Below are 21697 nucleotides of genomic sequence, written 5' to 3' on the forward strand. Positions count from 1 at the left end.
CGCCCCGAGCCGGAGCGCCCGACCCCGCCGCCGACGGAACCTGCGCCCGCCGCCCCGCCGCCCGCCAGCCCCACCTCGGTGCGGCTCCCCGAGGGAGTCCCCCCGCGGGTCGCGACCCTTGTGGCCGCCGGCGACCGCCACTTCGAGGAAGCCATGCGGCACCTGAAGAACTCCGACCCCACCCTCAACCCCGACGGCTGGGCCGACGAAAATCGCAAGGCCCTCGAGCTCTTCCTCAAGGCCAACAACGAAGGCTACTACCCCGCCCAGGAGATGTTTGCCAACGGGGCCGTTCCCCAGCCGCTCCTGGATCGCGTCCGCGAAACGACGATGCTCTCCTCCCTCTGCCGCAAGCGCAGCGTCAGCGCGCGCCGCTGAACGGTCCCCATAGAACATGCGCCAATTGACACGTCCTCGGACCCGGCCTATACTTGACCCCCGATCCGAGGAAGCAAGCGCATGACCGCGAAGTCCCGCAACGCGCGCGTCCGCTCCGCCCCCCTCCGGAGGGACCGAGGACCGGAAGTTCCGGCGCCGGCGACGATCCTGACGGACGCGGGTTTCTCGACTCCCGAGACGTCCCTGACCCGCGCCGCCGAGGCGCTCGCCCGCGCCCTGGCTCCCGCGCGCGTCCGCATCCTCCGGGCGAACGACTCCGCCGGCGAACCGTCCCCCGCCGCCGAGGCCGGAGACCTCCCCGCCGGCGACCCCGACGATTCCTGGAGACGCTGCCTGCGCTCCGGACGCGCCGTCGCCGGCCCGGGTCGCCGCCTCTTCATCCCTCTGCCCGGCGCCTCCGGCGGCGCCGCGGGCGTCCTCGAGATCCGCCGGGCCCGGGGCTCCGCGGGCCCCCGCCTGGCCCGACAACTGGACGGCTGGAGGGTCCCTCTCGGATTGCTTCTGGAGCGTCAGAGCTTCTGGCGCGGTCTCGATGCCTTGCGGCGCTCCGAAGAACTCTATCGCTCCATCGTCGAAAACGCCGCCGACCCCATCCTGGTTCTCGACCCCGACGGACACGTAACCTGGGTCAACGCCGCCGCGTGCGCGCGCCTGGGGTACCCGCGCGCCCGGCTCGTCGGCATGAACGTCGGACGCCTCGTCAAGAAAGGATATCTCCACGCCCTCTACGTGACCCTCCGGGACCTCCTGGACGGGCGCGACGCCCGTCCCTTGCGCCTGGAGGTCCTCACCGGCGCGGGTGAGGAACGCACCGTGGAGATGGCCTGCGCCGGGATCCGCGACGCCGGCCGCGTCCGCGGGGTCTCGGCCACCCTTCGCGACATCACCGACCGCGTCGTCATCGACAAGCTCAAGAAGAACTACCTCAAATCCCTCGAAGAAGCCGTCATCGAGCGCACCAGCGAGATCAAGGAGGTCCAGCGCGCCGCGATTCTGGCGATCGCCACCCTGGCGGAGTCGATCGACGAGGACACCGGCGGACACCTCCAGCGCATCCGCCACTATTCCCGCCTCCTGGCCGACGAGCTGCGCCTGCACTCTCCGTACCGGGACCAGATCACCGAAGAATACGTCGAGCTCATCTACGACCTGTCCCCCCTGCACGACTTGGGCAAGGTCGGCATCCGCGACTGCATCCTCCAGAAGCCGGACAAGCTGACCTCCGACGAATTCGAAACCATGAAGGACCACGCCGAGATCGGCGCCCGCGCCCTGCGGATGGCCGGCCAGATGATCCAGCGCGAGTCGATCTTCTCCATCGCCGAGATGATCGCCCGCTATCACCACGAGAAGTGGGACGGCACCGGCTATCCGGCCGTCCCGATCGGCGGCGAAGTACGGCCGCTGCGGGGCGAAGAGATCCCCCTGTGCGCCCGCATCGTCGCCCTGGCCGACGTCTACGACGCCCTGACCTCTCAGCGCCCGTACAAAATGCCGTTCCCTCACGAGCGCGCCCGCGATATGATCGTGGCCCAGAGCGGGAAGCATTTCGATCCCGAAGTCGTCCGGGCTTTTCTCCGGCGCGAACCGGACTTCGTGCGGATCCGGGAACAGTTCCCGGACACGGAGCCGCCGGAGGGCCGGCCCTTCGAGCTGCCGGCCCGGGACCGAAGCTAGGCGCCCGCGCCGATTCCCGCCGGGAGACCCGTGAAGACCCGCCGCCGCAAGGGCCACGCCCGAGCCATCGAGGGCGACTACCGGGGCGAAGGCCTCCGGTTCGCCGTCGTCGTCAGCCGCTTCAACGAATTCATCACCGCCAAGCTCCTCGAGGGCTGCGAGAACACGCTCGCCCGCCACGGAGTCCGGCCCGAAGACATCGACGTCGTGTGGGTCCCGGGCGCCTTCGAGCTGGCGACGGCCGCCCGCGGCGTCGCCCGGAAGCGCGCCGCCGACGCCATCATCTGCCTGGGCTGCATCCTCCGGGGCGACACCCCCCACTACGAACACATCGCGCGGGAAACCACCCGGGGCATCGCCGAAGTGGGCCGCCGGACGGGAATCCCCACCATCTTCGGCGTCCTCACCTGCGACACCCTGGAGCAGGCCATCGAGCGCGCCGGGACCAAGATGGGCAACGCGGGACGCGCCGCCGCCCTGGCGGCCCTTGAAATGGCCAGCCTCATGAAGAAGTTATAAGGAGGGAGGCCCCAAGCCCCCGCTATGAGGAAGCGCACCCTCGCCCGGGAACTCGCCCTTCAGATCCTCTACCAGCTCGACCTCCGCGGGCCCGAAGTCCTCGACGAGGTCGAAGAGTTCCTCTCCCGCCACGCCTCCGACCCCGAAACGCTGGCCTTCGCCCGGGACCTCATCTTCGGCTGCTGGGAACGCCGGCCCGTCCTGGACGGACGCATCGAGGAAGTCGCCCGGAACTGGCAGATCGGCCGCATGGCCGCCATCGACCGCAACGTCCTGCGCCTGGCCGCCTACGAACTTCTCTTCCGCGACGACATCCCTCCTCTCGTCACCATCAACGAGGCCATCGAGCTGGCCAAGAAGTACTCCACCAAGAACTCCGGGCCGTTCGTCAACGGGATCCTCGACAACCTCCGCCAGAAATCCGCCCCCCCTCACAAGCAGAAAAAGTAGCCGATCCGGACCGCCCCCCGCCGGCGCGGCTCCCGCGGAGGATAAGGCATGGAGTCCGGCGGCCCGGGGTGCTACACTGTCGGCCCCGAACGGGGACTTGACCATGGGACTTTTCGGCGGATTCTTCGAAACCTTCAAGAAGGGGCTCCGCAAGACCAAGGAGGTCTTCGCCGCCCCGCTGCGCAGGATCTTCTCCGTCTTCCGCTCCCTCGACGAAGCGACGCTCGCCGAGATCGAGGAGGCGCTCATCACGGCCGACTTCGGCGTGGAGGCCACCCAGAAAATCATGGACGCCCTCCGCGCCGCCTACAAGCGCGGAGAAATCAAGACCACCGACAAGGTCCTCGATTTCCTCAAGGCGGACCTCAAACGCCGCCTCACCGAAAAAGGAAACGACCTCCGATGGGCCCCGTCCCCCCCCACGGTCGTTCTCGTCTGCGGCGTCAACGGCGTGGGAAAGACCACCTCCATCGCCAAGCTCGCCCACGCCCTGCGGAGCGAGGGCAAAAAGGTGCTCCTCTGCGCCAGCGACACCTTCCGCGCCGCCGCCGTGGATCAACTGGCCGTCTGGGCCGAGCGCCTCGGCGTGGACCTCGTGCGCCACCAGATGGGCGCCGACCCGGCCGCCGTGGTCTACGACGCCGCCGACGCCGCCCTGGCCCGCCGCGCCGACGTCCTCATCATCGACACCGCCGGGCGCCTCCAGACCAAGGAAAACCTCATGAAGGAGCTTTCCAAGATCCGCAACGTCGCCGCCCGGAAGATCCCCGGCGCCCCGCACGAGGTCCTCCTCGTCCTGGATGCCACCACCGGACAGAACGCGATTTCGCAGGCCGAACACTTCAAGGCGGCCACCCAGGTCACCGGCCTCTTCCTGGCCAAGCTCGACGGCACCGCCAAGGGCGGCATCGTCGTGGCCATCAAGGACAAGCTCGACATCCCCGTCAAGTTCGTCGGCACCGGCGAGACGCCCGAGGACGTGGCCCGCTTCGACGCGGATGCGTTCGTCGAGGCGCTCTTCACGGAATGACCGCGCCGCTGCGGAAGTACTTCGAGGCGCTCCTGGCGCGCTACGGCCCGCAGGGGTGGTGGCCCGGCGAAAGCCCCTTCGAGGTCATGGTCGGCGCCGTCCTCACCCAGAACACCTCCTGGGCCAACGTGCGGCGGGCCCTTGAGCGCCTCAAGGAACGGGGGCTGCTGGATCCTTTCCGCCTCCACGCGCTGGACGCCCGCACCCTGGCGGAAGTCATCCGCCCCGCCGGTTACTTCCGCGTCAAGGCGCGCCGGCTCAAGAGCCTGGTCGGCTGGTTCGTCGAACGGTGGGGCGCGGACCTCAAGCGGCTGCGGGCGCTCCCCCCGAAGCGGCTGCGGGAGGAGCTGCTCGGAGTCCACGGCGTGGGCCCGGAGACGGCCGACTCGATCCTCCTTTACGCCCTCGGAATGCCCAGTTTCGTCGTGGACGCCTACACGTACCGCGTGCTGACGAGGCACGGCAAGGCCCGCGAGGGGGCGTCCTACGGCGAAATGAAGGAACTTTTCGAGCGGGAGCTTCCGCGGGACGCCGCGCTCTACAACGAATTTCACGCCCTGATCGTGGCCGTGGGCAAGGAGCACTGCCGCCCCGTGGCCCGCTGCGCGGCCTGTCCCCTGCGAAGGTTCCTGCCCCGCCGCGGGAAAAGAAAAACCCCCCGGCCGGTCGGCCGGGGGGTGTGACGTTTCGACGCTCGGACTACTCCTGCGGGAAGCCGTTGCCGTTGCCGTTCCCGTTGGAGCTCGTGCGGACGACGTTGACGGCCTTCAGGCCCTTCTCGTCCTTCTTGAGTTCGAACTCAACGGTCTCGCCCGGGGCCAGGGTCCGGAAGCCTTCCATCTTGATGGCGGTGTGATGGACGAAAATGTCTTCCGCCACCCCCTCCTGCTTGATGAACCCGTACCCCTTCTGGTCGTTGAACCACTTCACCGTTCCCGTAGGCATCCGAATAACCTCCCATACGCCGGAACCAGACAAACCGTGCCCGCCCGCACGGACGGGCCCCTTTCTCTTTCGGCAAAGATCGGCGGACCGCTGCACCTCCCGGCCCGACAACAAAGGCGAAATTGTAGGAGCGCCCCCCGACACGGTCAAGCAAGAAATGAGCCCGCCTACCGGGGGGTGAGAACGACCGACCGGACGCTCAGGCCCCGCCCCTCGATCGCCAGACGGAAGTCCGCCCCGCCCTTCTGGCCGTTGCCGAAAAGCGCGTCCGGGAGGTCGAAAGCCTCCGTGCGCCACTCGCCCGTCCCTCGGAAGGCCGCCTCGCCGGCGGGCTTCACCGCCCGCGCCGGTGGGGGCAAGCGAGGGTCCGCCGAGTCGTACTCCAGGACGAAGCGCCCCGCCCCCACGTCCCAGAACTCCACCGCCACCGTGCAGGCGCGCCGGGTGAAGAAGGCGAACGAATCGTCCACGTCGAAATAGAGATGCCGCCGGCGGCCCGCGGGGTTCTCCCGGGTGGTGACGGCGACGAAGCCCCCCAGGCGGACGCGCTCGAATCGGCCGTCGTCGTTCTCGACCGGGCGGAGGCCTTGCTCGTGCGGCGTGTAGAGGATCGACCAGCCCACCCGGGCGTGTCCCGTGCGGGGTCCCTTCGGGGCGGGTGGAATCTCGCCGCGCCGCCAGAGCCGCAGCGCCCGGCCCGCCAGGGCCCGCGCCGCAGCCGCCCCCTCCTCCCCCGCGCGCCAGGCCTCCACGATCACCCAGCGGAATTCGAGCGCCCCCGCCGCCCGCCATGCCCGTTCCCCCGAAACTCCGCCCTCCGCGCCCACGGAGACGGCGGCATGTTCCCGGGCTTCCGCCGGATCGTCCGACCACCGCCCGAACGCCCGATCCGCCCCCCTCCAGGAAGCATGGGCCAGCACGTAGGCGGAACGGCCTTCCCAATCCGGGCGAAAAAGCGCCGCCAGCTTCGACGGAAGCGGAGCCGCCGGAGGCGTCCCCGCGGGGCGCGGCCCGATCACCACGAGCGGCCGGTCTTCGACGCGCGCCAGCCGGCGAGACGGGAACCGGCCCACCCAGGATCGAACGGCCGCGTAAAGGCGGGCGAGATCCCCGTCCCTCGCGGGGTCGATGCCTTCCAGAAGCTCCGTCTCGAGGAGCGGAGCCACCGCCGGCGGCCGGACGCCTTCGCCTTCGAGGCGATCGAAGGCGCGGGAGAGGGTCTCCGGGTCGGCGGAGGGACCGGCCAGCGCCACATCCACGCCCGCCTCGGCCATCTCCCGGAGGACGTCCGGAGCGCGGCCGCCGTCCCAAGGGGCGAACGCGAGCCGGTCGATCTCCTTGAAGGAGGCCCCGTCGGGGGCCGGCGCCAGGAGCGCCAGAGCGAGAAAGAGGCGCGTCATGCTCCCGACAGTATAGACGCGCCGGGGCGCCGGGTCACGCCACGCCGTGACGGCGGCCGGCCAGGGCGGCCCGCAGCTCCGCCAGCGTGACGTCCACCCGCCGCGGCACGAGCGCGGCCGCGTCGGAGCCGGTGACGCCCAGCCGCACCTGCGGATCCACAGCCTCCATGGCGTGGACCGTCTCGACGAGACGCCGGGCGGCGCGGTCGGTGATGACCACCGCGTAGGTCCGTCGGAAGTAGGCGATGAGCTTCTCCACGGCGCGTTTCCCCTCTCTCTCGAACGATGCGGCGGGAATCAGGCCAGATCCTCGTCGCTTTCGAGCGCGTCCTTGAAGCGGTCCAGATTCTCGATCACGAGCCCCGTGCCGCGGGCCACGCAGGTGAGCGGATCCTCGGCGATCCGAACGGGAACGTCGATCTCCTTGCGGATGGCGCGGTCGATGCCGCGGATGAGGGAGCCTCCGCCGGCCATGGTGATGCCGCGCTCGGTCAGGTCGGCGGCCAGCTCGGGCGGCGTCTCCTCAAGGGTCTCCTTGATGGCCTGAAGGATCGCCTCGAACGGCTCCTTCATGGCCTCGCGGACCTCCTCGCTGGTGACGGTGACCTTCCGGGGCATCATGGCCATGACGTCGCGGCCGCTGACCTCGAGGGTGAGTTCCTGTTCGAGCGGGTAGAGGGAGCCGATTTCGATCTTGATGCGCTCGGCGGTCTGTTCGCCGATCTGGAGGTTGTACGCGCGACGCAGGTGCTGCATGATCGCCTCGTCGAACTCGTCGCCGGCCACGCGCACGGAGCGCGAGGCGACGATGCCGCCGAGGGAGAGGACCGCCACCTCCGTCGTGCCGCCGCCGATATCCACGATCATGTTTCCGATCGGGTCGAGCATGGGCAGGCCGGCGCCGATGCCGGCGGCCATGGGTTCCTCGACGACGAAGACCTGGCGCGCCCCGGCCCGCTCGGCGGAGTTGATGACGGCGCGCTTCTCGACCCCGGTGATTCCCGAGGGGACCGCGATCACGAGCCGCGGCATGATGCCGTAGCGGCGGTTATGGACCTTCTGGATGAAGTAGCTGATGAGCGCCTCGGTGACGTCGAAGTCGGCGATGACGCCGTTGCGCATCGGACGGACGGCCACGATGTTGCCGGGCGTTTTGCCGATCATCTCCTTGGCCGTCGCGCCGACCGCCTTGCCGTCGAGAAGGACCTTGTTCGTGCCCTTCTTGACGGCCACGACCGACGGCTCCGAAAGCACGATTCCCTCGCCCTTGACGTAGACGAGCGTGTTGCAGGTGCCCAGGTCCATCCCCATGTCCTTGGAGAAGAATCCGAAGCAGCGTTTGATGATGCCCCACATGTCAGGCCTCCGGCGACACGGGGAGCCTTCCGACGGGCGCCCTACAGGCGTTGCGCTCGCGCCAGGCGAGCCGGAAGGTGTACGGTGTGCGCGCTCCCCCTCTCACGTTCCCTCTCTCCATCGGCGCCCGCAGCGGCGCCGCAAGGAAGTATAGCCCAACCCCCCGCAAAAAGCAAACCGCCGATCATCCTTCGATCCGGACGCTCCCCCTTTCACCGAAAGGCCACCAAGGTCACCATACGAAGCCCCCGGTGACTCAGCCCGAGGCGCAGACCCCGGGCCGCGGCGCGACGTTCGGCGTCTTTCTTCCATTCGACGTCCCCCAGCTCCCCCGAGCGGCGGCGGGGAGTCCGCACGTCGCGGAACCCGGCCTCGCGAACGAGCCGCTCCCACTCCGCATACGAGTGCAGGGCGACGTGCCCTTCCTTGGGAGGAACTTCGAAAAGGCGGTTGGGCGTCGTGAACACGTATCGCCCCCCGGGGCGCAGGACCCGAACGACCTCGCGGAAGTGGCGGGGCAAATCCGCGGGAGGAAAATGTTCGACCACATTGTCGCTGAGAACCGAGTCGAAGCAGGCCGCCCGAAAGGGAAGTTCCGACCCCGACGCGGCGACGAACGACGCCGACGCTCCCTCGGCATGAGCGCTCAACTCAACGGCGATCCGGAGCGCGGCCCGGTCGATATCGATCCCGACCGCCCCAAGACCGATCGCCTCGATCCCTCCGCCGCACCCGACGACGAGGGTGCGGCCCTGAACCCACGTTTCGACGTCCACCCGCAGGTAGTCCCGGGGCAGCAGAAGGTTCAGGATCCGAAGGAATGGATTCCGCGCGTCCTTCTGTCGGCGCCGGATGCGGCGAAGCTTGCTTTCCAGATAGCGCAAGCCTTCGCGGGAAAGTCCGTCGGTCCGAAAGACCACGCCCTTGGCCGATAAGAGCTTCATCCCTCAGGGCGGCGGCCGAATCGGACCGTATCAACCCGCACGCCCGCAGCCCGGTTTACTTCGGCTCGGACGTTCCGGTCGAGGGCTCGGTCGAAGGAGGCTGCGGCGTCGAAGGTTCGATCCCGGAAGGCTGTTCCGCAGGCGCCGGGGCGGCCTCCGCGGCCCGGGTCTTCTTGCTGAAGACCCAGAACTGCACGTCGTAGTGTTCCCACGCCTCGCGCCCCGACAGAATCGCCCCGGCGAGAAACGCGATGAACGTGAGGATCAGAAGCACCGTGTACACGTCGCTCTTGGGCTTGAGCGCGGCCTCCGGCACGAACTCCGCTCCGGCGGGCGCGCCCTCCCCCTGGGGCTCCACGCCCTCGGTGACCTCGTCCTCTCCGCGGTTTCGACGCGCCATGTCGGCCTCCTATCGACCGCCGCTGGGCTTGGGGGCGGACACGAAGATGTGGTTGGACACGTCGTCGGCCACGCGGGGATCCTGCTTCTTCAGGACCACCTTCCCCGCCGACCACTGCCGGTCCACCTTGTCGATCACGATCTTGGCCACGAACTCGCCTCCGCGGTAGACCGTGAACTCGTCGCTCTCCCCGACGCCGGCATCCCGGCCGATGGAAATGACCACGAGCCCGATCTCGACCGCGACCGCGGTGACCTTGCCTTCGAGCGTCTTCTTCGGGGCCACGTCCGTTTTGATGCCGAGCTGGTTGAGGTGGTTGATCTTCTCCTGGAGGTGCAGCTTCTCGCGCGCGAGCTCCACGTGCTTTTCCTCAAGCTGGGCCAGATCGTGCTGGAGCCGCTCGGCCTGCTGGCGCGCGTACTGAACTTCGGCCGCCAGGAGCGACTTCTCGTTGAGCGCCTTGGCCAGGCGCGTGCGGTGCTCCTCCACCTTGGCGGTCAGCTCCTGGATCTGGTTGAGCTGCACCTCGAGCTGCCGGACGAACACCTGGACGTCCGCTTCCATCTTGGCCAGGAGGGTTTCCGAGTTCGACAGGCTCTTCTGGAGATCCTGGATCCGCTGGGCCTTGCTGGAGTCCTCCGCCGACAGCACCGCGATCCGCTCGTTGAGGATGTCCACCATCTGGCTGCGGTTTTCCAGTTCGACGTCGCGGGCGGCGATTTCGGCGTTCTTGATCTGCTGCGTCCGGTAGTGGTAGTTGACTTCCTTGATGAACTTGTCCTTCCAGTCCACCTTGTGCGCGAAGAGGGTCGCGTCAATGCCCAGCTTGACGAGGGCAATGACGAAGACGAGGATGATGAACAGCTTCGACAGCGTGCTCATTTCGGACCCCCTTTAGAAACCCCCACGCGGACCGGGCCACTCTAGGCCCGCCGAATTTTCCTGTCAACAAAAATGCGGCCCGCCAGCGCCGCCAGAGAAGCGCCGGCGGCCAGAATTCCCGCCATGTCCCCCACCGCGCGGAAGAGGCTCCCCGCGCGCGTCAGAACGATCCGCTCCGCCAAGGTCCCCTCCACTTCCTTCCTCCGCCCCCCCTCCTCGACCGCCGCCTGAATGCGGCCCGACGGCTCGATCAGGGCCGAAATCCCCGTGTTCGTGGCCCGGATCACGTGCATCCGATTCTCAATCGCCCGGAAGCGCGCCATCGCCAGCATCTGGTCCAGCTCCGCGCTGTCCCGGAACCAACCGTCGTTGGATATATTGACGGTGAATCGGGCCCCCTTCCTTGCGATCGCGCGCGAAATTCCCGGAAAGATCGCCTCGAAACAGATCTGCGTCCCGAACCGCTCCCCCGCCGCCTCCCAGAGCGGAAAGTCGTCTCCCGCCCGCATGTCCGCCAGGTACAGCCCCGACCACCGCCGCACGAGGTCGCGGATCCAGGGGAACGTCCGCGCCAGCGGAATGAACTCCGCGAACGGCACGAGATGCACCTTGTCGTACCGCCCGACGATCCCTCCTTCGCGATCCACGTAAACCGCCGAGTTCGTAAACGCGAACTCCCGTCCGGGCCCCCGCTCCACGACGAGCAACCCGATCACCGTCGGCGCGCCCGCTTCGACCGCCGGGGAAGTCACGCGCCGATACCACGCGTCCCTCACCCAGCGCCCGCGCTCCGCGTCCCACTCCAGCCCGTAGTAGATGGCCGCCTCGGGCCAGAGGATAAGATCGGGCTTTTCCTCCGAAACCCGCCGCGTCAGCTCCACGTGCCTGCCGTAATTCTCCAGCGCCTGGGCGGCCTGGCGGGTCGAAAGCTCCTTGAGGGACTGCGGGATGTTGGGCTGGACCACCGCCACGCGAGGACCTTCCTCCCGCGGCAGCGTCTCCAGCCGAGCCGCCCCGTAGAGGAACGCTCCCGCCAGCGCCGCCGCGGCCGCCCCTCGCGCCGCGCGCCGCCCGTCCACGAACGCCGCATTCACGAACGCCACCAGCGCCGAGACCAGCCACACCCCGCCGAGGTCGGCGATCTGAACGATCCGAAGCGCTTCGTGCTGCGTGTAGCCCAGCAGGAACCAGGGAAGCCCGCCGAACAGCGTCCCCCGCGCGTACTCGAGCCCCGTCCAGGCCGCCGCGCTCCAGAGCGCCCCCAGCCGACGCACGATCGCCACGAAGAAGGCGAAATAGAGGCCGTTGTAGAGACCCAAAAGGTATGGACCTGCAGGCACGGTGTAGCGGACCCAGAAGAACCCGGCGGTGAACGCCCCCGCGCCCGCCAGCCACGAAAGCCCCAGCGGTATCCACCCGCGCGTCCGCCGCGCGTAGGCGATCAGAGGGACAAGAGCCCCCCAGGCCAGGAAACCCAGATTCAGAGGGTGAAACGACGCCCAGAAGAGAAACCCCGACAGGAACGGCAACGCGTGGATCACAACAGCACGCATTCGACGAGCGCCCCCGCTTCGTACGTCGCCCCCGGCGGAACGATCAGAAACCCGTTCGCCCGCGTCAGCGCGAAAAGATCGGCCGAACCCGCCCAGGGAACGGTCCTCGCCCGGTATCCCGCCCCCTCGAAGCGGATCTCCGCCGGAAGGAACTGGGCGCGTTCGTTGGGCCGGTCCACGGACGTCTCCAGCCGCGCCGCCACCCGGGGCCGGGACAGATCCAACCCCATCGTCCTCCCGAGATAAGGACGCACGAAGATTTCGAAGATGACGAACGAAGAAACGGGGTTCCCCGGAAGCCCGAAGACGCCGGGAGCGAAACAGAACGGACGCCCCGGACGGATCCGAACCTGGTGGAGCCGGATCCGGACGCCCTCCGCTTCGAGCGCGGGAATCACGAAGTCGCGATCTCCCGCCGACACGCCCCCCGAGATGACGAGAAGATCCCTCCGGAGTCCTTCGCGAATGCGCGCGCGAAGCGCCTCCGGATCGTCGCCGACGACCCCGAGATCGTCGCAGGCCAGACCGAGCTCCCGCACCTGCGCCGCCAGCGAGAAGCTGTTCGAATTGCGGATTTTCCCCGGCCCCGGGACTTCCCCCGGCGGCACCAGCTCGTCCCCGGTCACCAGGAGCGCCACGCGCGGCCTGGCGTAAACCCGGACGCGCGCCCGCCCCGCCGCCGCCAAAGCCCCCGCCTCCGCGGGGCCGATCCGCCGGCCCGGCCCCAGCACCCGATCGCCGCGGCGAAGCTCGCGCCCGCGGGGCGTCACGTTCTGCCCCGGCCGCACGGGCTCGAGCAGAGTCACCCGCGTTCCCTCGCGCACGACTTTCTCCACCTGCTGCACCGCGTCCGCCCCCGGCGGAAGCGGCGCGCCCGTCATGATCTTGGCGCACGTGCCGGCAACGACCGCACGGGACGGAACCCGGCCGGCCGGAACCTCCTCGATCACCTCCCGCGGTCCGGAATCCTCCGAGCGCACGGCGTAGCCGTCCATCATGGCCCGGTCGAAGGGCGGCACGTCGGCGTCGGAGACGACCTCCTCGGCCAGGGCGTGGCCGAGGGCCTCCGCCAGAGGCACGTCCACGGGGCGGGGCGGCGGCGCCTCGGCGAGGATGATTTCGAGCGCCTCCTGGACCGTCTTCATGGGCCGACCGCGCCGTTCTTCAGGCCTCCCGGTCGATGCCGTACTTCTGGAGCTTGTAGCGGAAGGAGCGCAGGGACATCTTCAAGAGCTGCGCCGCGCGGGTGTAGCTCCCGCCGGCCAGCTCCAGGGCGCGCTTGAGGTATCCGACCTCGATTTCCGCCATCGTCTGGTCGAGATCCAGCCCCCCGGCCCCCAGAGGGCGCACGGGCACGTCGGACATGGAAGCGGGCGCGCCTCCCGCGTCCGCGTCCTCGAAAAGGTCCTTGAGGGTGATCGTGGGACCCTCCGAGAGGGCGACCGCGCGCTGCACGGCGTTTTCGAGCTGGCGGATGTTCCCCGGCCAGTCGTGCCGAAGCAGCGCTTCCTTGACCTCGGGGGCGAAGCGCCGATCGGGCCGCTTCATCTCGCGGGCGTACCGGGCCAGGAAGTGTTCGGCCAGCAGCGGGATGTCGTCCCGCCGTTCGCGGAGCGGCGGGACATGGATGGGGATGACGTTGAGCCGGTAATAGAGATCCTTGCGGAAAGTCCCGCGGGCGATCTCCTGCTCGAGATCCTTGTTCGTGGCGGTGATGAACCGGACGTCCGCGCGGCGCGTCTGGACGCTCCCGACGGGCTTGAATTCCTTCTCTTCGAGGAGCCGCAGCACTTTGACCTGGAGCTGGGGGCTCATCTCGCTCACTTCGTCGAGGAACAGCGTCCCCTTGTCGGCGACCTCGACGAGCCCCACCTTGTCGGTGACCGCGCCGGTGAAGGATCCGCGGACGTGCCCGAAGAGTTCGCTTTCGAGAAGCGTCTCCGTGAGCGCCCCGCAGTTGACGGCGATGAACTTGTGCTCGGAGCGGGGCGACCCGTAGTGGAGCGCGCGGGCGATGAGTTCCTTGCCGACGCCGCTTTCCCCCTGGATGAGAACGGTGGAGTCCGTGGGGGCCGCCCGGAAGACGAGGTCCCGGACCTGGTGCATGGCCTTGGAGTAGCCGATGACCAGGCCGATTTTCTGGAGCATCTCGTCGAAGCTGCGGGCGAAATCGACGTGGCTCCCCCGGGACTGCAACGCCCGCGCGATCGTTCCCTTGACGTCCACCTGCGTGTCGAAGGGCTTCTTAATATAGTGGTAGGCCCCCAGCCGCATGGCTTCGACGGCCCGGTCCCAGGTCGAGTAGGCCGTCATGATGACGACGACGGCGTCCTCCCGGAACCGCTTGATTTCCCGCAAAAGATCGAGCCCGTCCATCTCGGGCATCTTGAGGTCCTGGAGAACGACGTCGAAGCGCTCCCTGCGGAACCGTTCGAGCGCCCGCCGCGGGTTGGTCTCGGCCACAACCTCGTAGCCCTCCTTGCGGAGCGAAATCGACAGGACGTCGCAGATGGAAGGCTCGTCGTCGACGATGAGGATCCGTCGGGCGGGGCTCATGACGAGCGTCATTCTAGCACAGGCGCCCCCGCGGTCAATCGAAGGGGGAGCGGCGACGGTCTCCGGGGAAGAAGCGCCTTCGTATTTTACGGTTTATACTTTACAGGAGAGCCCCCCGGGCTATAATCCGGACGGAAAGGAGAGAGGGTTGGCCGTGCCGTCCAAGAAACGGAGATTCTCTCCGCTGCCCCTGGCGGGGATTTCGCTGGCGCTGCTCGTCCTGCCGGCGGGGTTCTCTCAACGCGTCCGCCTGACGGCGCTGGCCGGACTTCGCCCGTTCGAGAAACTGGCCGGCCTGGTCCTGGATCCTTCCCGCCGCCTCCTCGGCGGCGCCGGCGACGCCGCCCTGCGCGCGCAGCTCGATTACCTCAACGACCAGGTCCGCCGCCAGGCCAACGAGATCGCCATCCTCCGCGCTCAGCTCGAGGCCGCCGGAGCCCTCAAACCCTACGCGCGCGAACACCGATTCCGGCTTCTGCCCGCGGATGTCGTGCTCCCCACGGACGCTTCCTCCTGGCGCAAGTCGCTCGTCCTGGCCCGCGGCGCCCGCGACGGCGTGCGCCCCGGTCAGCTCGTCGTCTACAACCATCAACTCGTCGGCCGCGTCGTCGAGGCGGCCCCCTGGACCTGCCGCGCGCAGGCGATCACCGACCCGGCTTTCCGCGCCGCCGCCGTCGCCACTCCCCAGGCCTCGGCTTCCGGCGTCACCTTCGAACAGCGCCACGTGGGCGTTTACGAGGGAACCGCCGGTCCCAACGGCCGCCTCAAGTGGATCTCGGGCGAAGTCCCGGTGGGCCGCAACAGCTACGTCCTGACCACCGAGGATCCCCACAACGGCGTCCCCCGCGGTCTGGTGCTGGGACGCATCGCCGGAATGTCCTCCAGCCGCGAAGCTTCGCTCCGGGCGGACGTGGAGCCCGTCCTGAACTTCCGGGCGCTGGAACACGTGATGATCCTGGTTCCGGACTCCGCTCCGTAGCTCATGGTCCGTTACAGCACCTTCAAAATCGCGGCGCTCGCCGGGGTCGCCCTGGTGGCCGAGGCGACGCTCCTGGAGGCCTGCGCGCTCAAAGGCGCGCGCGCGGAGGCGCTCCTTTCCCTGGCCTGCTTCGCCGCCCTCTTCGCCCGGGATTCCCGGCAGGGACTTCTGGGCGCCTGGCTTGTCGGGCTGGTCAAGGACGCCGCCAGCGTCGGCCCCCTGGGCCTGCACGCGCTGCTCTTCCTGGGCGCCGGATGGGCGGTGCTCCAGATCCGCCAGGTCCTCTTCCGCGAAAGCCCCGTCACCCAGCTCGCGGTCGCGTTCGTCGCCACGTGCGGGGTCCAGGCCGCCGCGGCGCTCTTCATCGCCGCCACCGCCGGCGGGATCCCCATCGGGATCATCGCCGCCAAAACCCTCCTTTCCGCCCTCCTGACGGCCGCCCTCACGCCCCCGCTCCACCTGCTCCTGGCCCAAACCCGATGGCTGGTGCGCTGATGGACCGGTCCCGCGTGCTCGTGCTCCTCATTCTCGCCCTCCTCCCCCTGGGGGCGCTCGAGGCCCGCCTCCTCCAGTTGCAGATCCTCGACCCGGGCGAGTATGTGGGGGACCTGACCTCCCGCCGCTCGACCGTGGATCTGGCGCGCGCCCGCCGCGGACGGATCCTCGACCGGCACGGCCGGGTTCTGGCCGAAGACCAGCGGTGCTTCGACGCCTACCTCGTCCTGGAGGAATACGAAAAGTCCCCCTGGCCGCTGGAGACGCTCCTTCCCCTCTCCGCCGACGAGGCGCGACAGGAAATCGAAGACATCTACGCCCGGATCGAGCGGCAGCTCCACCGACGGCCGCCCCACGAACGGCGCCGCCTGTACGCCCGCGAGCGCCGCACCCCCTACCTGCTCTGTCGCGATGTTTCCTTCGAGTCCGCCCTGGCGATCGAAACCGCCCCGCGGCGCTTTCCGGGCGTCCTCATCAAGGAATCCCTCAAGCGGGTCTATCCGTTCAAGAGCGTGGCTTCCCACGTCGTCGGATACCTGGGCCGGGTCACCGCCAACGAGAAGGAATTTCAGGACCTCCTCCAGGACGGTTATTTCTACGAGGGCTTCCAGGAGATCATCGGTTCCGACGGCATCGTCCAGCTTTACCGGCGCGGCGCCTTCCACGAGGAGCTGATCGGACGCGCGGGGATCGAGCGCAGCTATGACGCGCGCCTGCGCGGCCGTTCGGGACTGGTCGTGATCGAGCGGGATCCCGCCACCGGCCATAAGAACGTCATCGAGCTCAAGCCCGCCGAGGCGGGCGAAGACGTGGAGCTGACCCTCGACGCGGAGCTTCAGGCGCACGTGGAGGCGGTGCTCGCGGGTCCCCTGCACGCGGCGGCCGTGGTTCTGGAGCCGGAGACGGGCGGGGTCCTGGCCTTGGCCTCCAACCGCGGCTTCGATCCCAACGACTTCTCCCCGCCCGGCAACGCCGCGGCGATCCGGCGGGTGCTGGGAGACGCCGACGGCAAGCCTCTCCAGAGCCGGGCCTTTGCCCAGCAGTACCAGCTCGGTTCCATCTTCAAGGTGGTGACCTCGGCGGCGGGGCTCGAGGAAGGAAAAGTGCGGGCGGAGGAGCTGCTGCCCTGCCGCGGGAAGTTCGACGAACGGCTGGCCCGCTTCAACTGCTGGATCTGGAACGAATTTCGGGGCATGCATCACGAGCTGACGCTCCACGAGGCGCTGGAGCGTTCGTGCAACTGCTACTACTACGAGCTGGGGCGGCGGTGCGGGATGGAGACGGTGGCCAAGTGGGCCCGCGCCCTGGGGTTCGGCGCCCCCACGGGGCTGGATCTCCCCGGTGAGGCGGCCGGCCGCGTTCCCGACCGGGCGCGCTGGGAAAACGACGTCCTCTCCTTCGCCATCGGCCAGCACGAGTTGATGGTGACCCCGATCCAGGCCGCGGTGCTCCTGGCGGCGATCGCCAACGGCGGGCGGATCGTCACCCCTCACCTGCGGCGTGCGGAGACGCCGGCGCCGCGGCCGTCGGGACTTTCGCCGACGACGATTCAGGAAATCCGCCGGGGACTCTACGACGTGGTGCACGCTCCGCAGGGAACGGCGCACCGGACCGAGCTCAAGCGCTTCGCGGCCGCCGGCAAGACGAGCACCGCGCAGGCGGGAGGCGGACGCACGCACGCCTGGTTCGGCGGATACGCGCCGCACGACGCTCCCCGATACGTGGTGGTGGTCTTCGTGGAAAACGGCGGGCACGGAGGCGAAGCCGCCGGCCCTCCGGCGGCCCGGATCCTGGAGCGGCTTCTGAAGCCGCCGCGCGATGCCCAGGCTCAATAAGACGATCCTGACCTGCGTTCTGCTCCTGGCGGGCATGGGAATGCTGTGCCTCTGGACCGTGGCGCCGCCCACCGATCTCTCGGGCGAAGCGGTCACGAAATCGATTTTCCTCAAGCAGGCGACGTTCCTGGCGGCGGCCCTCCCGCTGATGGTGCTGGCGGCCTGGCCGCACTACCAGCACTACCGGCGCGGGGCGTTCTTCTTCTACGCGATCTGCCTGGTGGCCCTGGCGGCCCTCCTCCTCAAGGGGCGCTACACCCGGGGCGCCCGGGGATGGTTCGCCCTGGGTCCCGTCAACGTGCAACCCGCCGAGTTCATGAAGATCGCGCTCGTCCTGACCCTGGCGCGGGTCCTCATGTACGGCCGCGAAGTCCAGCGTATCCGGGGTCTGATCCTCCCCGTGACCCTGACCGCCGTCCCGGCGGCGCTCATCCTGGTGCAGCCCGATCTCGGCACCACGCTCCTTCTGATTCCCACCCTGCTGGCGATGCTCTACGTCGCGGGCGCCCGCCGAATCCATCTGGCGGGAATGATCCTCGCCCTGGCTCTCGCGGCGCCGGTGGGATACTTCTTCGTTCTCAAGGACTACCAGAAGAACCGCCTCATCGCTTTCGCGCTGCCGGACAAGGTTCCTCCCGACGTGCGCTATCAGCGGGATCAGTCCGTCAAGGCCTGCGCGCAGGGACGCTTCCTCGGACGGGGGCTGGGGGAATCGGGCGTCTTCTTTCCCTTCCACATCCCCGACCGGCACACGGACTTCGTCTATTCGATCATCGCCGAGGAACTGGGCTTCGTGGGGTCGACGTTTGTGCTTCTCCTGTTCGCCGTCTATTTCGGTCAATCTTACCGCATCGCCTACCAGTCCCGGGAGCCCTTTGGGCGACTCGTCGTGGTGGGCCTGACCACCCTTTTGGCGACCCAAACCCTGATCAATCTGGGAATGACGCTCGGCGTGGCCCCGATCACGGGGGTGACGCTCCCGTTCGTCTCCTACGGAGGCTCCTCCCTGCTGAGCTGCGCGGCGGCGGCGGGACTGGTCCTGAACGTCTCGGCCCGCTGGCAACCGGGGTTCTCCTCGCGCGACATGGCCGGCGGATCCGTGGAAATCTCGAGCTTCCGCCCTCAGGCCGTCAAGTGGCTCTCGTTCTGAGAACGGGCCCGTGAACTCGCTTTGACACCCCCCCGGCCGCCGTCTATACTAGGCCGCCTGTGATGACCGAGAAGGACCGCCTCCTGGGGCGCCTGGCCGTGGAAAAGGGGCTCCTCACGGAGGCCGATCTCGAGGCCTGCGTGAGGGAACAGGAGGCGACCCCGCCCTCTCCCCGCTCCCTGGGCGTCCTTCTGGTGTCCAAGGGGTTTCTCACCGAACGCGATCTGGTCGCGCTCCTGGAGGAGCAGGATCGGCGCGCGCGGTCCCTGGAAGAGTACCGGGCCATCCGGGAGGCCGATTACCTCTTCGGACAGCTTCTCGTCAAGCACAACAAGGCCACTCAGCTTCAGGTCAACAAATGTCTTCAGGTCCAGAAGCAGCTGGCCGAGAAGGGCGCGCAGCCCGTGCCGCGGCTGGGGGAAATCCTCGTGGAACACGGATTCGTGGACGCCGCGACCGTGGCGGGGATTTTGAAGCTCCAGGACAAGCAGGTCGTGGCCTGCTCGGGCTGCGGGCGTCAGTTCAACGTGGTGGGCTTCGAGCCGGGCCGGACGTACCGGTGCGAGGCATGCGGCGGCACCCTGGCGCGCCGGTCCCCCCCGGACTCGCTCCGGGCGGACGAGACCTGGCACGGCCCGGATTCCGCCGGGGGAAATCCATGAAAGGACCGGCGAGGCTCCATGTTTCCTAAACTCTTCGAGATCCCGCTTTTCGGCAACCTGCCCATGAGCTGGCCGGTCTTCCTGGCCGTCGTGGCGGGGGTGGCGGCGGTGGCGACCTTCGGCTCGAAGGTGGCCGAGCAGTCCCGTCTCCTGGGGAGGCTGCTCACGATCCTCCCCGTGGCGGCGGCGGTGACGGCCTTCATCACGTTCGTCGAAACCCCCTTCGGAAAGATGCCCATCAACTCCTACGGCTTCTCGATCATGGTGGGCTTCCTCCTGGCCTCGTGGATCGCCGTGCGCCGGGGCGCGGCCCTGGGGCTTAAGAGCGACTTCATCCTGGACGTCGGCATCATCGGCATGATCTTCGGCATCGTCGGCGCCAAGATCAATTATCTCCTCCAGTACGGCAAGGACATCGTCGAAGAAGGAAAGCGCTCCCTCTGGGGGGATCCCGGGATGCATCCCCTGGGCGCGCTCCTCTTGGGACCGATTCCTCTGGCCTTCTGGTACTGGCGGACGCACAAATCGGGCCGCCCGGTCCGGCTGGCGTCCTGGCAGAACGGGGTGCTTCTGGTCCTGACGCTCGTCTTCTCGGTCCTCGGAGCCCGGGCGTTCTTCCTGTGGCAGCACCAGGACGAGTATTCCTGGAGACTCTTCCGAAACTGGCAGAGCGGATTCGTCCTTTACGGCGGCCTCCTGACGGGCGTGGCGGCCGCGGCGCTTTACGTCAAGATGCGCGGCGTGTCCCTGGCCGCCGTCGCGGACCTTTCGGCCGCGCCCATGATGCTGGGCGTGGCCTTCGGCCGGCTGGGCTGTTTCCTGAACGGCTGCTGCTACGGCAAGGCGGGCGGCGGGTTCCCCGCCCTGCGGTTCCCTCCCGACAGCCCCGTGGCGCGCGACCAGAAGAAGTTCGGCGAATGGTCCGACCCCGTCCACCCCACGCAGCTCTACGAGTCCCTGGCCGCGCTGGCTTTCTTCTTCTTCCTCTCCTGGCTCTACCGCCGCAAGCGCAAGACGCCCGGCGAAGTGTTCCTGACGATGGCGATCCTCTACGGGTCCTGGCGGTTTCTCGTCGAGTTCGTGCGCGGCGACGAGCGTCCCCACTGGATCGGCACCCTCACCTATTCGCAGGTGGTGAGCCTGGCGGTGGTGCTGGTGTGCGGCGTCTGGCTCTACCTGCGGCGCCAGATCGTCCGGCCGCCGGGCCCGGCGCAACCGGCGGCGCCGCCGGAGCCGGGCCGGAGCGCCCCGGCGGCCGAAGGATTGCCCAGCGCCCCGACGTCCTGATTCGCAGGGCGCCTCGCGCGCAAAGGGGGCGCCCTAAGATTCCATCATGCGGCGCGATCGGCCCCCCGGCGAGGAGCGCGAGCTCATGCTCCGCGTCCAGGCGGGCGATCCTCAGGCCTTCCGCGAAATCTTCCAGGAGTATCAGCCGGGACTCTTCAACTATGTTTACCGCCTGTCCGGCGGCGACGCCGCCGTGGCCGAGGACGTCACCCAGCAGGTATTTCTGAACTTCTGGCTCCACCGCAAGGAGTACGACCTCGAACGGCCTCTGGCGCCTTTGCTTCTGACCATGGCGCGCAACGCCTGGGTGAACACCGTCCGCCGCGAGGGACTCCGGCGGGCGCCCCCGCCCGTGGAACCCCCGACTCCGGATACCCGCGCCGAGCGCGACCTCGAACGCCAGGATCTCGAGCGCGCCGTGGAGCGCGCCCTCGCGGAGCTCGACGAACCCCTCCGCGAAGTTTTCGTCCTGAGCCGCTACAACGGCCTCAAGTACGGGCAGATCGCCGAGATGCTGGGGATCTCGATCAAGACGGTCGAGGCCCGCCTCAGCCGAGCGCTGCAGGAGCTGGAACGCAAACTCAAGGATTATCTCTAACCCCTCCTCCATTTTCGATAGGGATACCTCCGGCCGGGGTGTACCTAAGGTGGCATGAAGATCGAGTGCGCGGATGTGCCGGTCCTGACCACCCGGGCGGTCAGCGGAAACGCGGATCCTCGGGAGGAGGAGGCGCTTCGCGAGCATCTGACGCTTTGCGCCTCCTGCCAGGAGCGCGATGTCCGGATCCGCAAGGTCTGGCACCTGATGGGCCGCCTGCCCGTCCCGGCCCGCGACGCCCGTTCTTCCCGGACGGCCTCGCGGCTGCTTCGCATGGGCGTCCCCGCGGGGCCCACGGGGCTGGAGTCGCGGCGGGGGGCCTGGATGGCGGGCCTGGCGGCCGCCGCGATTCTTTTCTCGATCGTCGCCGGATCGGCCTTCCTGTCGGGCCCCGGCCCGTCGGAGGACTCGAGGACTTCCCCCCCGACCGGAGAAACCGCGGCGCGGCCCGCTCCGGAACCCGACCGGGAAGAGGCGGACGAGGCCCATCGGGTAGAGCAGATCCTCGTGGACGCCGTTCGGGAGCAGGAGAGCCGGCCCCCTGCCCCGGCCGTGCCGCCGCCCGCGACGCCGGCGCCGG

24 protein-coding genes are annotated in these 21697 nt (G+C 68.7%); 14 read left to right on the forward strand and 10 right to left on the reverse strand.

Features of this window, described 5'->3' with window-relative positions; translation table 11 throughout:
* The 6 genes from VNO22_10815 to VNO22_10840 all read left to right on the forward strand — a co-directional run.
* The coding region (locus VNO22_10815; protein HXG61858.1) for a hypothetical protein at window positions 1-378 on the forward strand (378 nt) is incomplete at its 5' end.
* 81 nt (window positions 379-459) lie between these two features.
* Window positions 460-2076 carry an HD domain-containing phosphohydrolase gene (locus VNO22_10820; GenBank protein ID HXG61859.1) on the forward strand — a complete coding sequence of 539 codons (1617 nt, stop codon included), beginning with the start codon at window positions 460-462 and terminating at the stop codon, window positions 2074-2076.
* A 30-nt stretch (window positions 2077-2106) separates the two neighbouring features.
* A complete protein-coding gene (gene ribH, locus VNO22_10825; GenBank protein ID HXG61860.1) occupies window positions 2107-2595 on the forward strand; it encodes a 6,7-dimethyl-8-ribityllumazine synthase in 489 nt (162 codons plus the stop codon).
* Between the two features lie 24 nt (window positions 2596-2619).
* Window positions 2620-3045 (forward strand): transcription antitermination factor NusB, encoded by a 426-nt coding sequence (nusB, locus tag VNO22_10830; GenBank protein ID HXG61861.1) that lies wholly within the window; start codon window positions 2620-2622, stop codon window positions 3043-3045.
* 103 nt (window positions 3046-3148) lie between these two features.
* Complete coding sequence (gene ftsY, locus VNO22_10835) at window positions 3149-4075, forward strand: signal recognition particle-docking protein FtsY (GenBank protein HXG61862.1); 927 nt, start codon at window positions 3149-3151, stop codon at window positions 4073-4075.
* Window positions 4072-4758 carry an endonuclease III domain-containing protein gene (locus VNO22_10840; protein ID HXG61863.1) on the forward strand — a complete coding sequence of 229 codons (687 nt, stop codon included), beginning with the start codon at window positions 4072-4074 and terminating at the stop codon, window positions 4756-4758. Before ftsY ends, VNO22_10840 begins: the two co-directional genes overlap by 4 nt.
* A gap of 16 nt (window positions 4759-4774) precedes the next feature.
* On the opposite strand, the gene VNO22_10845 is transcribed toward VNO22_10840, so the two are convergent.
* The 10 genes from VNO22_10845 to VNO22_10890 form a co-directional block, all read right to left on the reverse strand.
* A complete protein-coding gene (locus tag VNO22_10845; protein HXG61864.1) occupies window positions 4775-5020 on the reverse strand; it encodes a cold shock domain-containing protein in 246 nt (81 codons plus the stop codon).
* Between the two features lie 167 nt (window positions 5021-5187).
* Window positions 5188-6420, reverse strand: a complete 1233-nt coding sequence (locus VNO22_10850) for a hypothetical protein (GenBank protein HXG61865.1) — start codon at window positions 6418-6420, stop codon at window positions 5188-5190.
* A 34-nt stretch (window positions 6421-6454) separates the two neighbouring features.
* Window positions 6455-6679 (reverse strand): hypothetical protein, encoded by a 225-nt coding sequence (locus tag VNO22_10855; protein HXG61866.1) that lies wholly within the window; start codon window positions 6677-6679, stop codon window positions 6455-6457.
* A gap of 38 nt (window positions 6680-6717) precedes the next feature.
* The gene (locus VNO22_10860; protein HXG61867.1) at window positions 6718-7776 is read right to left on the reverse strand and encodes a rod shape-determining protein; all 1059 of its coding nucleotides are present in this window, start codon (window positions 7774-7776) and stop codon (window positions 6718-6720) included.
* Window positions 7777-7988: 212 nt separating this feature from the next.
* On the reverse strand, window positions 7989-8720 hold the full coding sequence (locus VNO22_10865; protein HXG61868.1) for a methyltransferase domain-containing protein: 732 nt from the start codon (window positions 8718-8720) through the stop codon (window positions 7989-7991).
* Window positions 8721-8775: 55 nt separating this feature from the next.
* Complete coding sequence (locus tag VNO22_10870) at window positions 8776-9120, reverse strand: hypothetical protein (GenBank protein HXG61869.1); 345 nt, start codon at window positions 9118-9120, stop codon at window positions 8776-8778.
* Window positions 9121-9129: 9 nt separating this feature from the next.
* The gene (locus tag VNO22_10875; protein ID HXG61870.1) at window positions 9130-10002 is read right to left on the reverse strand and encodes a hypothetical protein; all 873 of its coding nucleotides are present in this window, start codon (window positions 10000-10002) and stop codon (window positions 9130-9132) included.
* A gap of 41 nt (window positions 10003-10043) precedes the next feature.
* Window positions 10044-11543 (reverse strand): apolipoprotein N-acyltransferase, encoded by a 1500-nt coding sequence (gene lnt, locus VNO22_10880; protein ID HXG61871.1) that lies wholly within the window; start codon window positions 11541-11543, stop codon window positions 10044-10046.
* Entirely contained in the window at window positions 11540-12700 is a 1161-nt protein-coding gene (glp, locus tag VNO22_10885) for a gephyrin-like molybdotransferase Glp (protein ID HXG61872.1), read from the reverse strand. Before glp ends, lnt begins: the two co-directional genes overlap by 4 nt.
* Window positions 12701-12719: 19 nt before the next feature.
* Window positions 12720-14111 (reverse strand): sigma-54 dependent transcriptional regulator, encoded by a 1392-nt coding sequence (locus tag VNO22_10890; GenBank protein HXG61873.1) that lies wholly within the window; start codon window positions 14109-14111, stop codon window positions 12720-12722.
* 154 nt (window positions 14112-14265) lie between these two features.
* Between VNO22_10890 and mreC the strand changes: the two genes are divergently transcribed.
* The 8 genes from mreC to VNO22_10930 form a co-directional block, all read left to right on the forward strand.
* On the forward strand, window positions 14266-15090 hold the full coding sequence (gene mreC / locus VNO22_10895) for a rod shape-determining protein MreC (GenBank protein ID HXG61874.1): 825 nt from the start codon (window positions 14266-14268) through the stop codon (window positions 15088-15090).
* A 3-nt stretch (window positions 15091-15093) separates the two neighbouring features.
* On the forward strand, window positions 15094-15585 hold the full coding sequence (gene mreD / locus VNO22_10900; GenBank protein HXG61875.1) for a rod shape-determining protein MreD: 492 nt from the start codon (window positions 15094-15096) through the stop codon (window positions 15583-15585).
* Window positions 15585-17420 (forward strand): penicillin-binding transpeptidase domain-containing protein, encoded by a 1836-nt coding sequence (locus tag VNO22_10905; GenBank protein HXG61876.1) that lies wholly within the window; start codon window positions 15585-15587, stop codon window positions 17418-17420. Before mreD ends, VNO22_10905 begins: the two co-directional genes overlap by 1 nt.
* On the forward strand, window positions 17404-18570 hold the full coding sequence (locus VNO22_10910) for an FtsW/RodA/SpoVE family cell cycle protein (protein HXG61877.1): 1167 nt from the start codon (window positions 17404-17406) through the stop codon (window positions 18568-18570). Before VNO22_10905 ends, VNO22_10910 begins: the two co-directional genes overlap by 17 nt.
* A 62-nt stretch (window positions 18571-18632) precedes the next feature.
* On the forward strand, window positions 18633-19232 hold the full coding sequence (locus VNO22_10915; protein ID HXG61878.1) for a hypothetical protein: 600 nt from the start codon (window positions 18633-18635) through the stop codon (window positions 19230-19232).
* Window positions 19233-19250: 18 nt separating this feature from the next.
* A complete protein-coding gene (locus VNO22_10920; GenBank protein ID HXG61879.1) occupies window positions 19251-20519 on the forward strand; it encodes a prolipoprotein diacylglyceryl transferase in 1269 nt (422 codons plus the stop codon).
* Window positions 20520-20565: 46 nt separating this feature from the next.
* A complete protein-coding gene (locus tag VNO22_10925; protein HXG61880.1) occupies window positions 20566-21117 on the forward strand; it encodes a sigma-70 family RNA polymerase sigma factor in 552 nt (183 codons plus the stop codon).
* Between the two features lie 54 nt (window positions 21118-21171).
* Window positions 21172-21697, forward strand: a 526-nt coding sequence (locus VNO22_10930; GenBank protein HXG61881.1) for a hypothetical protein, incomplete at its 3' end; no start/stop codon positions are given.

Source organism: Planctomycetota bacterium, from assembly GCA_035574235.1.
In the GTDB taxonomy this organism is placed as follows: domain Bacteria; phylum Planctomycetota; class MHYJ01; order MHYJ01; family JACPRB01; genus DATLZA01.

What these genes read in the sequence shown, in the direction of transcription:
- VNO22_10820 (HXG61859.1), top strand. Translation starts at nt 460, where the DNA reads ATGACCGCGAAGTCCCGCAACGCGCGCGTCCGCTCCGCCCCCCTCCGG.
- nusB (HXG61861.1), top strand. Translation starts at nt 2,620, where the DNA reads ATGAGGAAGCGCACCCTCGCCCGGGAACTCGCCCTTCAGATCCTCTAC.
- ftsY (HXG61862.1), top strand. Translation starts at nt 3,149, where the DNA reads ATGGGACTTTTCGGCGGATTCTTCGAAACCTTCAAGAAGGGGCTCCGC.
- VNO22_10840 (HXG61863.1), top strand. Translation starts at nt 4,072, where the DNA reads ATGACCGCGCCGCTGCGGAAGTACTTCGAGGCGCTCCTGGCGCGCTAC.
- VNO22_10845 (HXG61864.1), bottom strand. Translation starts at nt 5,020, where the DNA reads ATGCCTACGGGAACGGTGAAGTGGTTCAACGACCAGAAGGGGTACGGG.
- VNO22_10850 (HXG61865.1), bottom strand. Translation starts at nt 6,420, where the DNA reads ATGACGCGCCTCTTTCTCGCTCTGGCGCTCCTGGCGCCGGCCCCCGAC.
- VNO22_10860 (HXG61867.1), bottom strand. Translation starts at nt 7,776, where the DNA reads ATGTGGGGCATCATCAAACGCTGCTTCGGATTCTTCTCCAAGGACATG.
- VNO22_10865 (HXG61868.1), bottom strand. Translation starts at nt 8,720, where the DNA reads ATGAAGCTCTTATCGGCCAAGGGCGTGGTCTTTCGGACCGACGGACTT.
- VNO22_10870 (HXG61869.1), bottom strand. Translation starts at nt 9,120, where the DNA reads ATGGCGCGTCGAAACCGCGGAGAGGACGAGGTCACCGAGGGCGTGGAG.
- VNO22_10875 (HXG61870.1), bottom strand. Translation starts at nt 10,002, where the DNA reads ATGAGCACGCTGTCGAAGCTGTTCATCATCCTCGTCTTCGTCATTGCC.
- glp (HXG61872.1), bottom strand. Translation starts at nt 12,700, where the DNA reads ATGAAGACGGTCCAGGAGGCGCTCGAAATCATCCTCGCCGAGGCGCCG.
- VNO22_10890 (HXG61873.1), bottom strand. Translation starts at nt 14,111, where the DNA reads ATGAGCCCCGCCCGACGGATCCTCATCGTCGACGACGAGCCTTCCATC.
- mreD (HXG61875.1), top strand. Translation starts at nt 15,094, where the DNA reads ATGGTCCGTTACAGCACCTTCAAAATCGCGGCGCTCGCCGGGGTCGCC.
- VNO22_10905 (HXG61876.1), top strand. Translation starts at nt 15,585, where the DNA reads ATGGACCGGTCCCGCGTGCTCGTGCTCCTCATTCTCGCCCTCCTCCCC.
- VNO22_10910 (HXG61877.1), top strand. Translation starts at nt 17,404, where the DNA reads ATGCCCAGGCTCAATAAGACGATCCTGACCTGCGTTCTGCTCCTGGCG.
- VNO22_10915 (HXG61878.1), top strand. Translation starts at nt 18,633, where the DNA reads ATGACCGAGAAGGACCGCCTCCTGGGGCGCCTGGCCGTGGAAAAGGGG.
- VNO22_10920 (HXG61879.1), top strand. Translation starts at nt 19,251, where the DNA reads ATGTTTCCTAAACTCTTCGAGATCCCGCTTTTCGGCAACCTGCCCATG.
- VNO22_10925 (HXG61880.1), top strand. Translation starts at nt 20,566, where the DNA reads ATGCGGCGCGATCGGCCCCCCGGCGAGGAGCGCGAGCTCATGCTCCGC.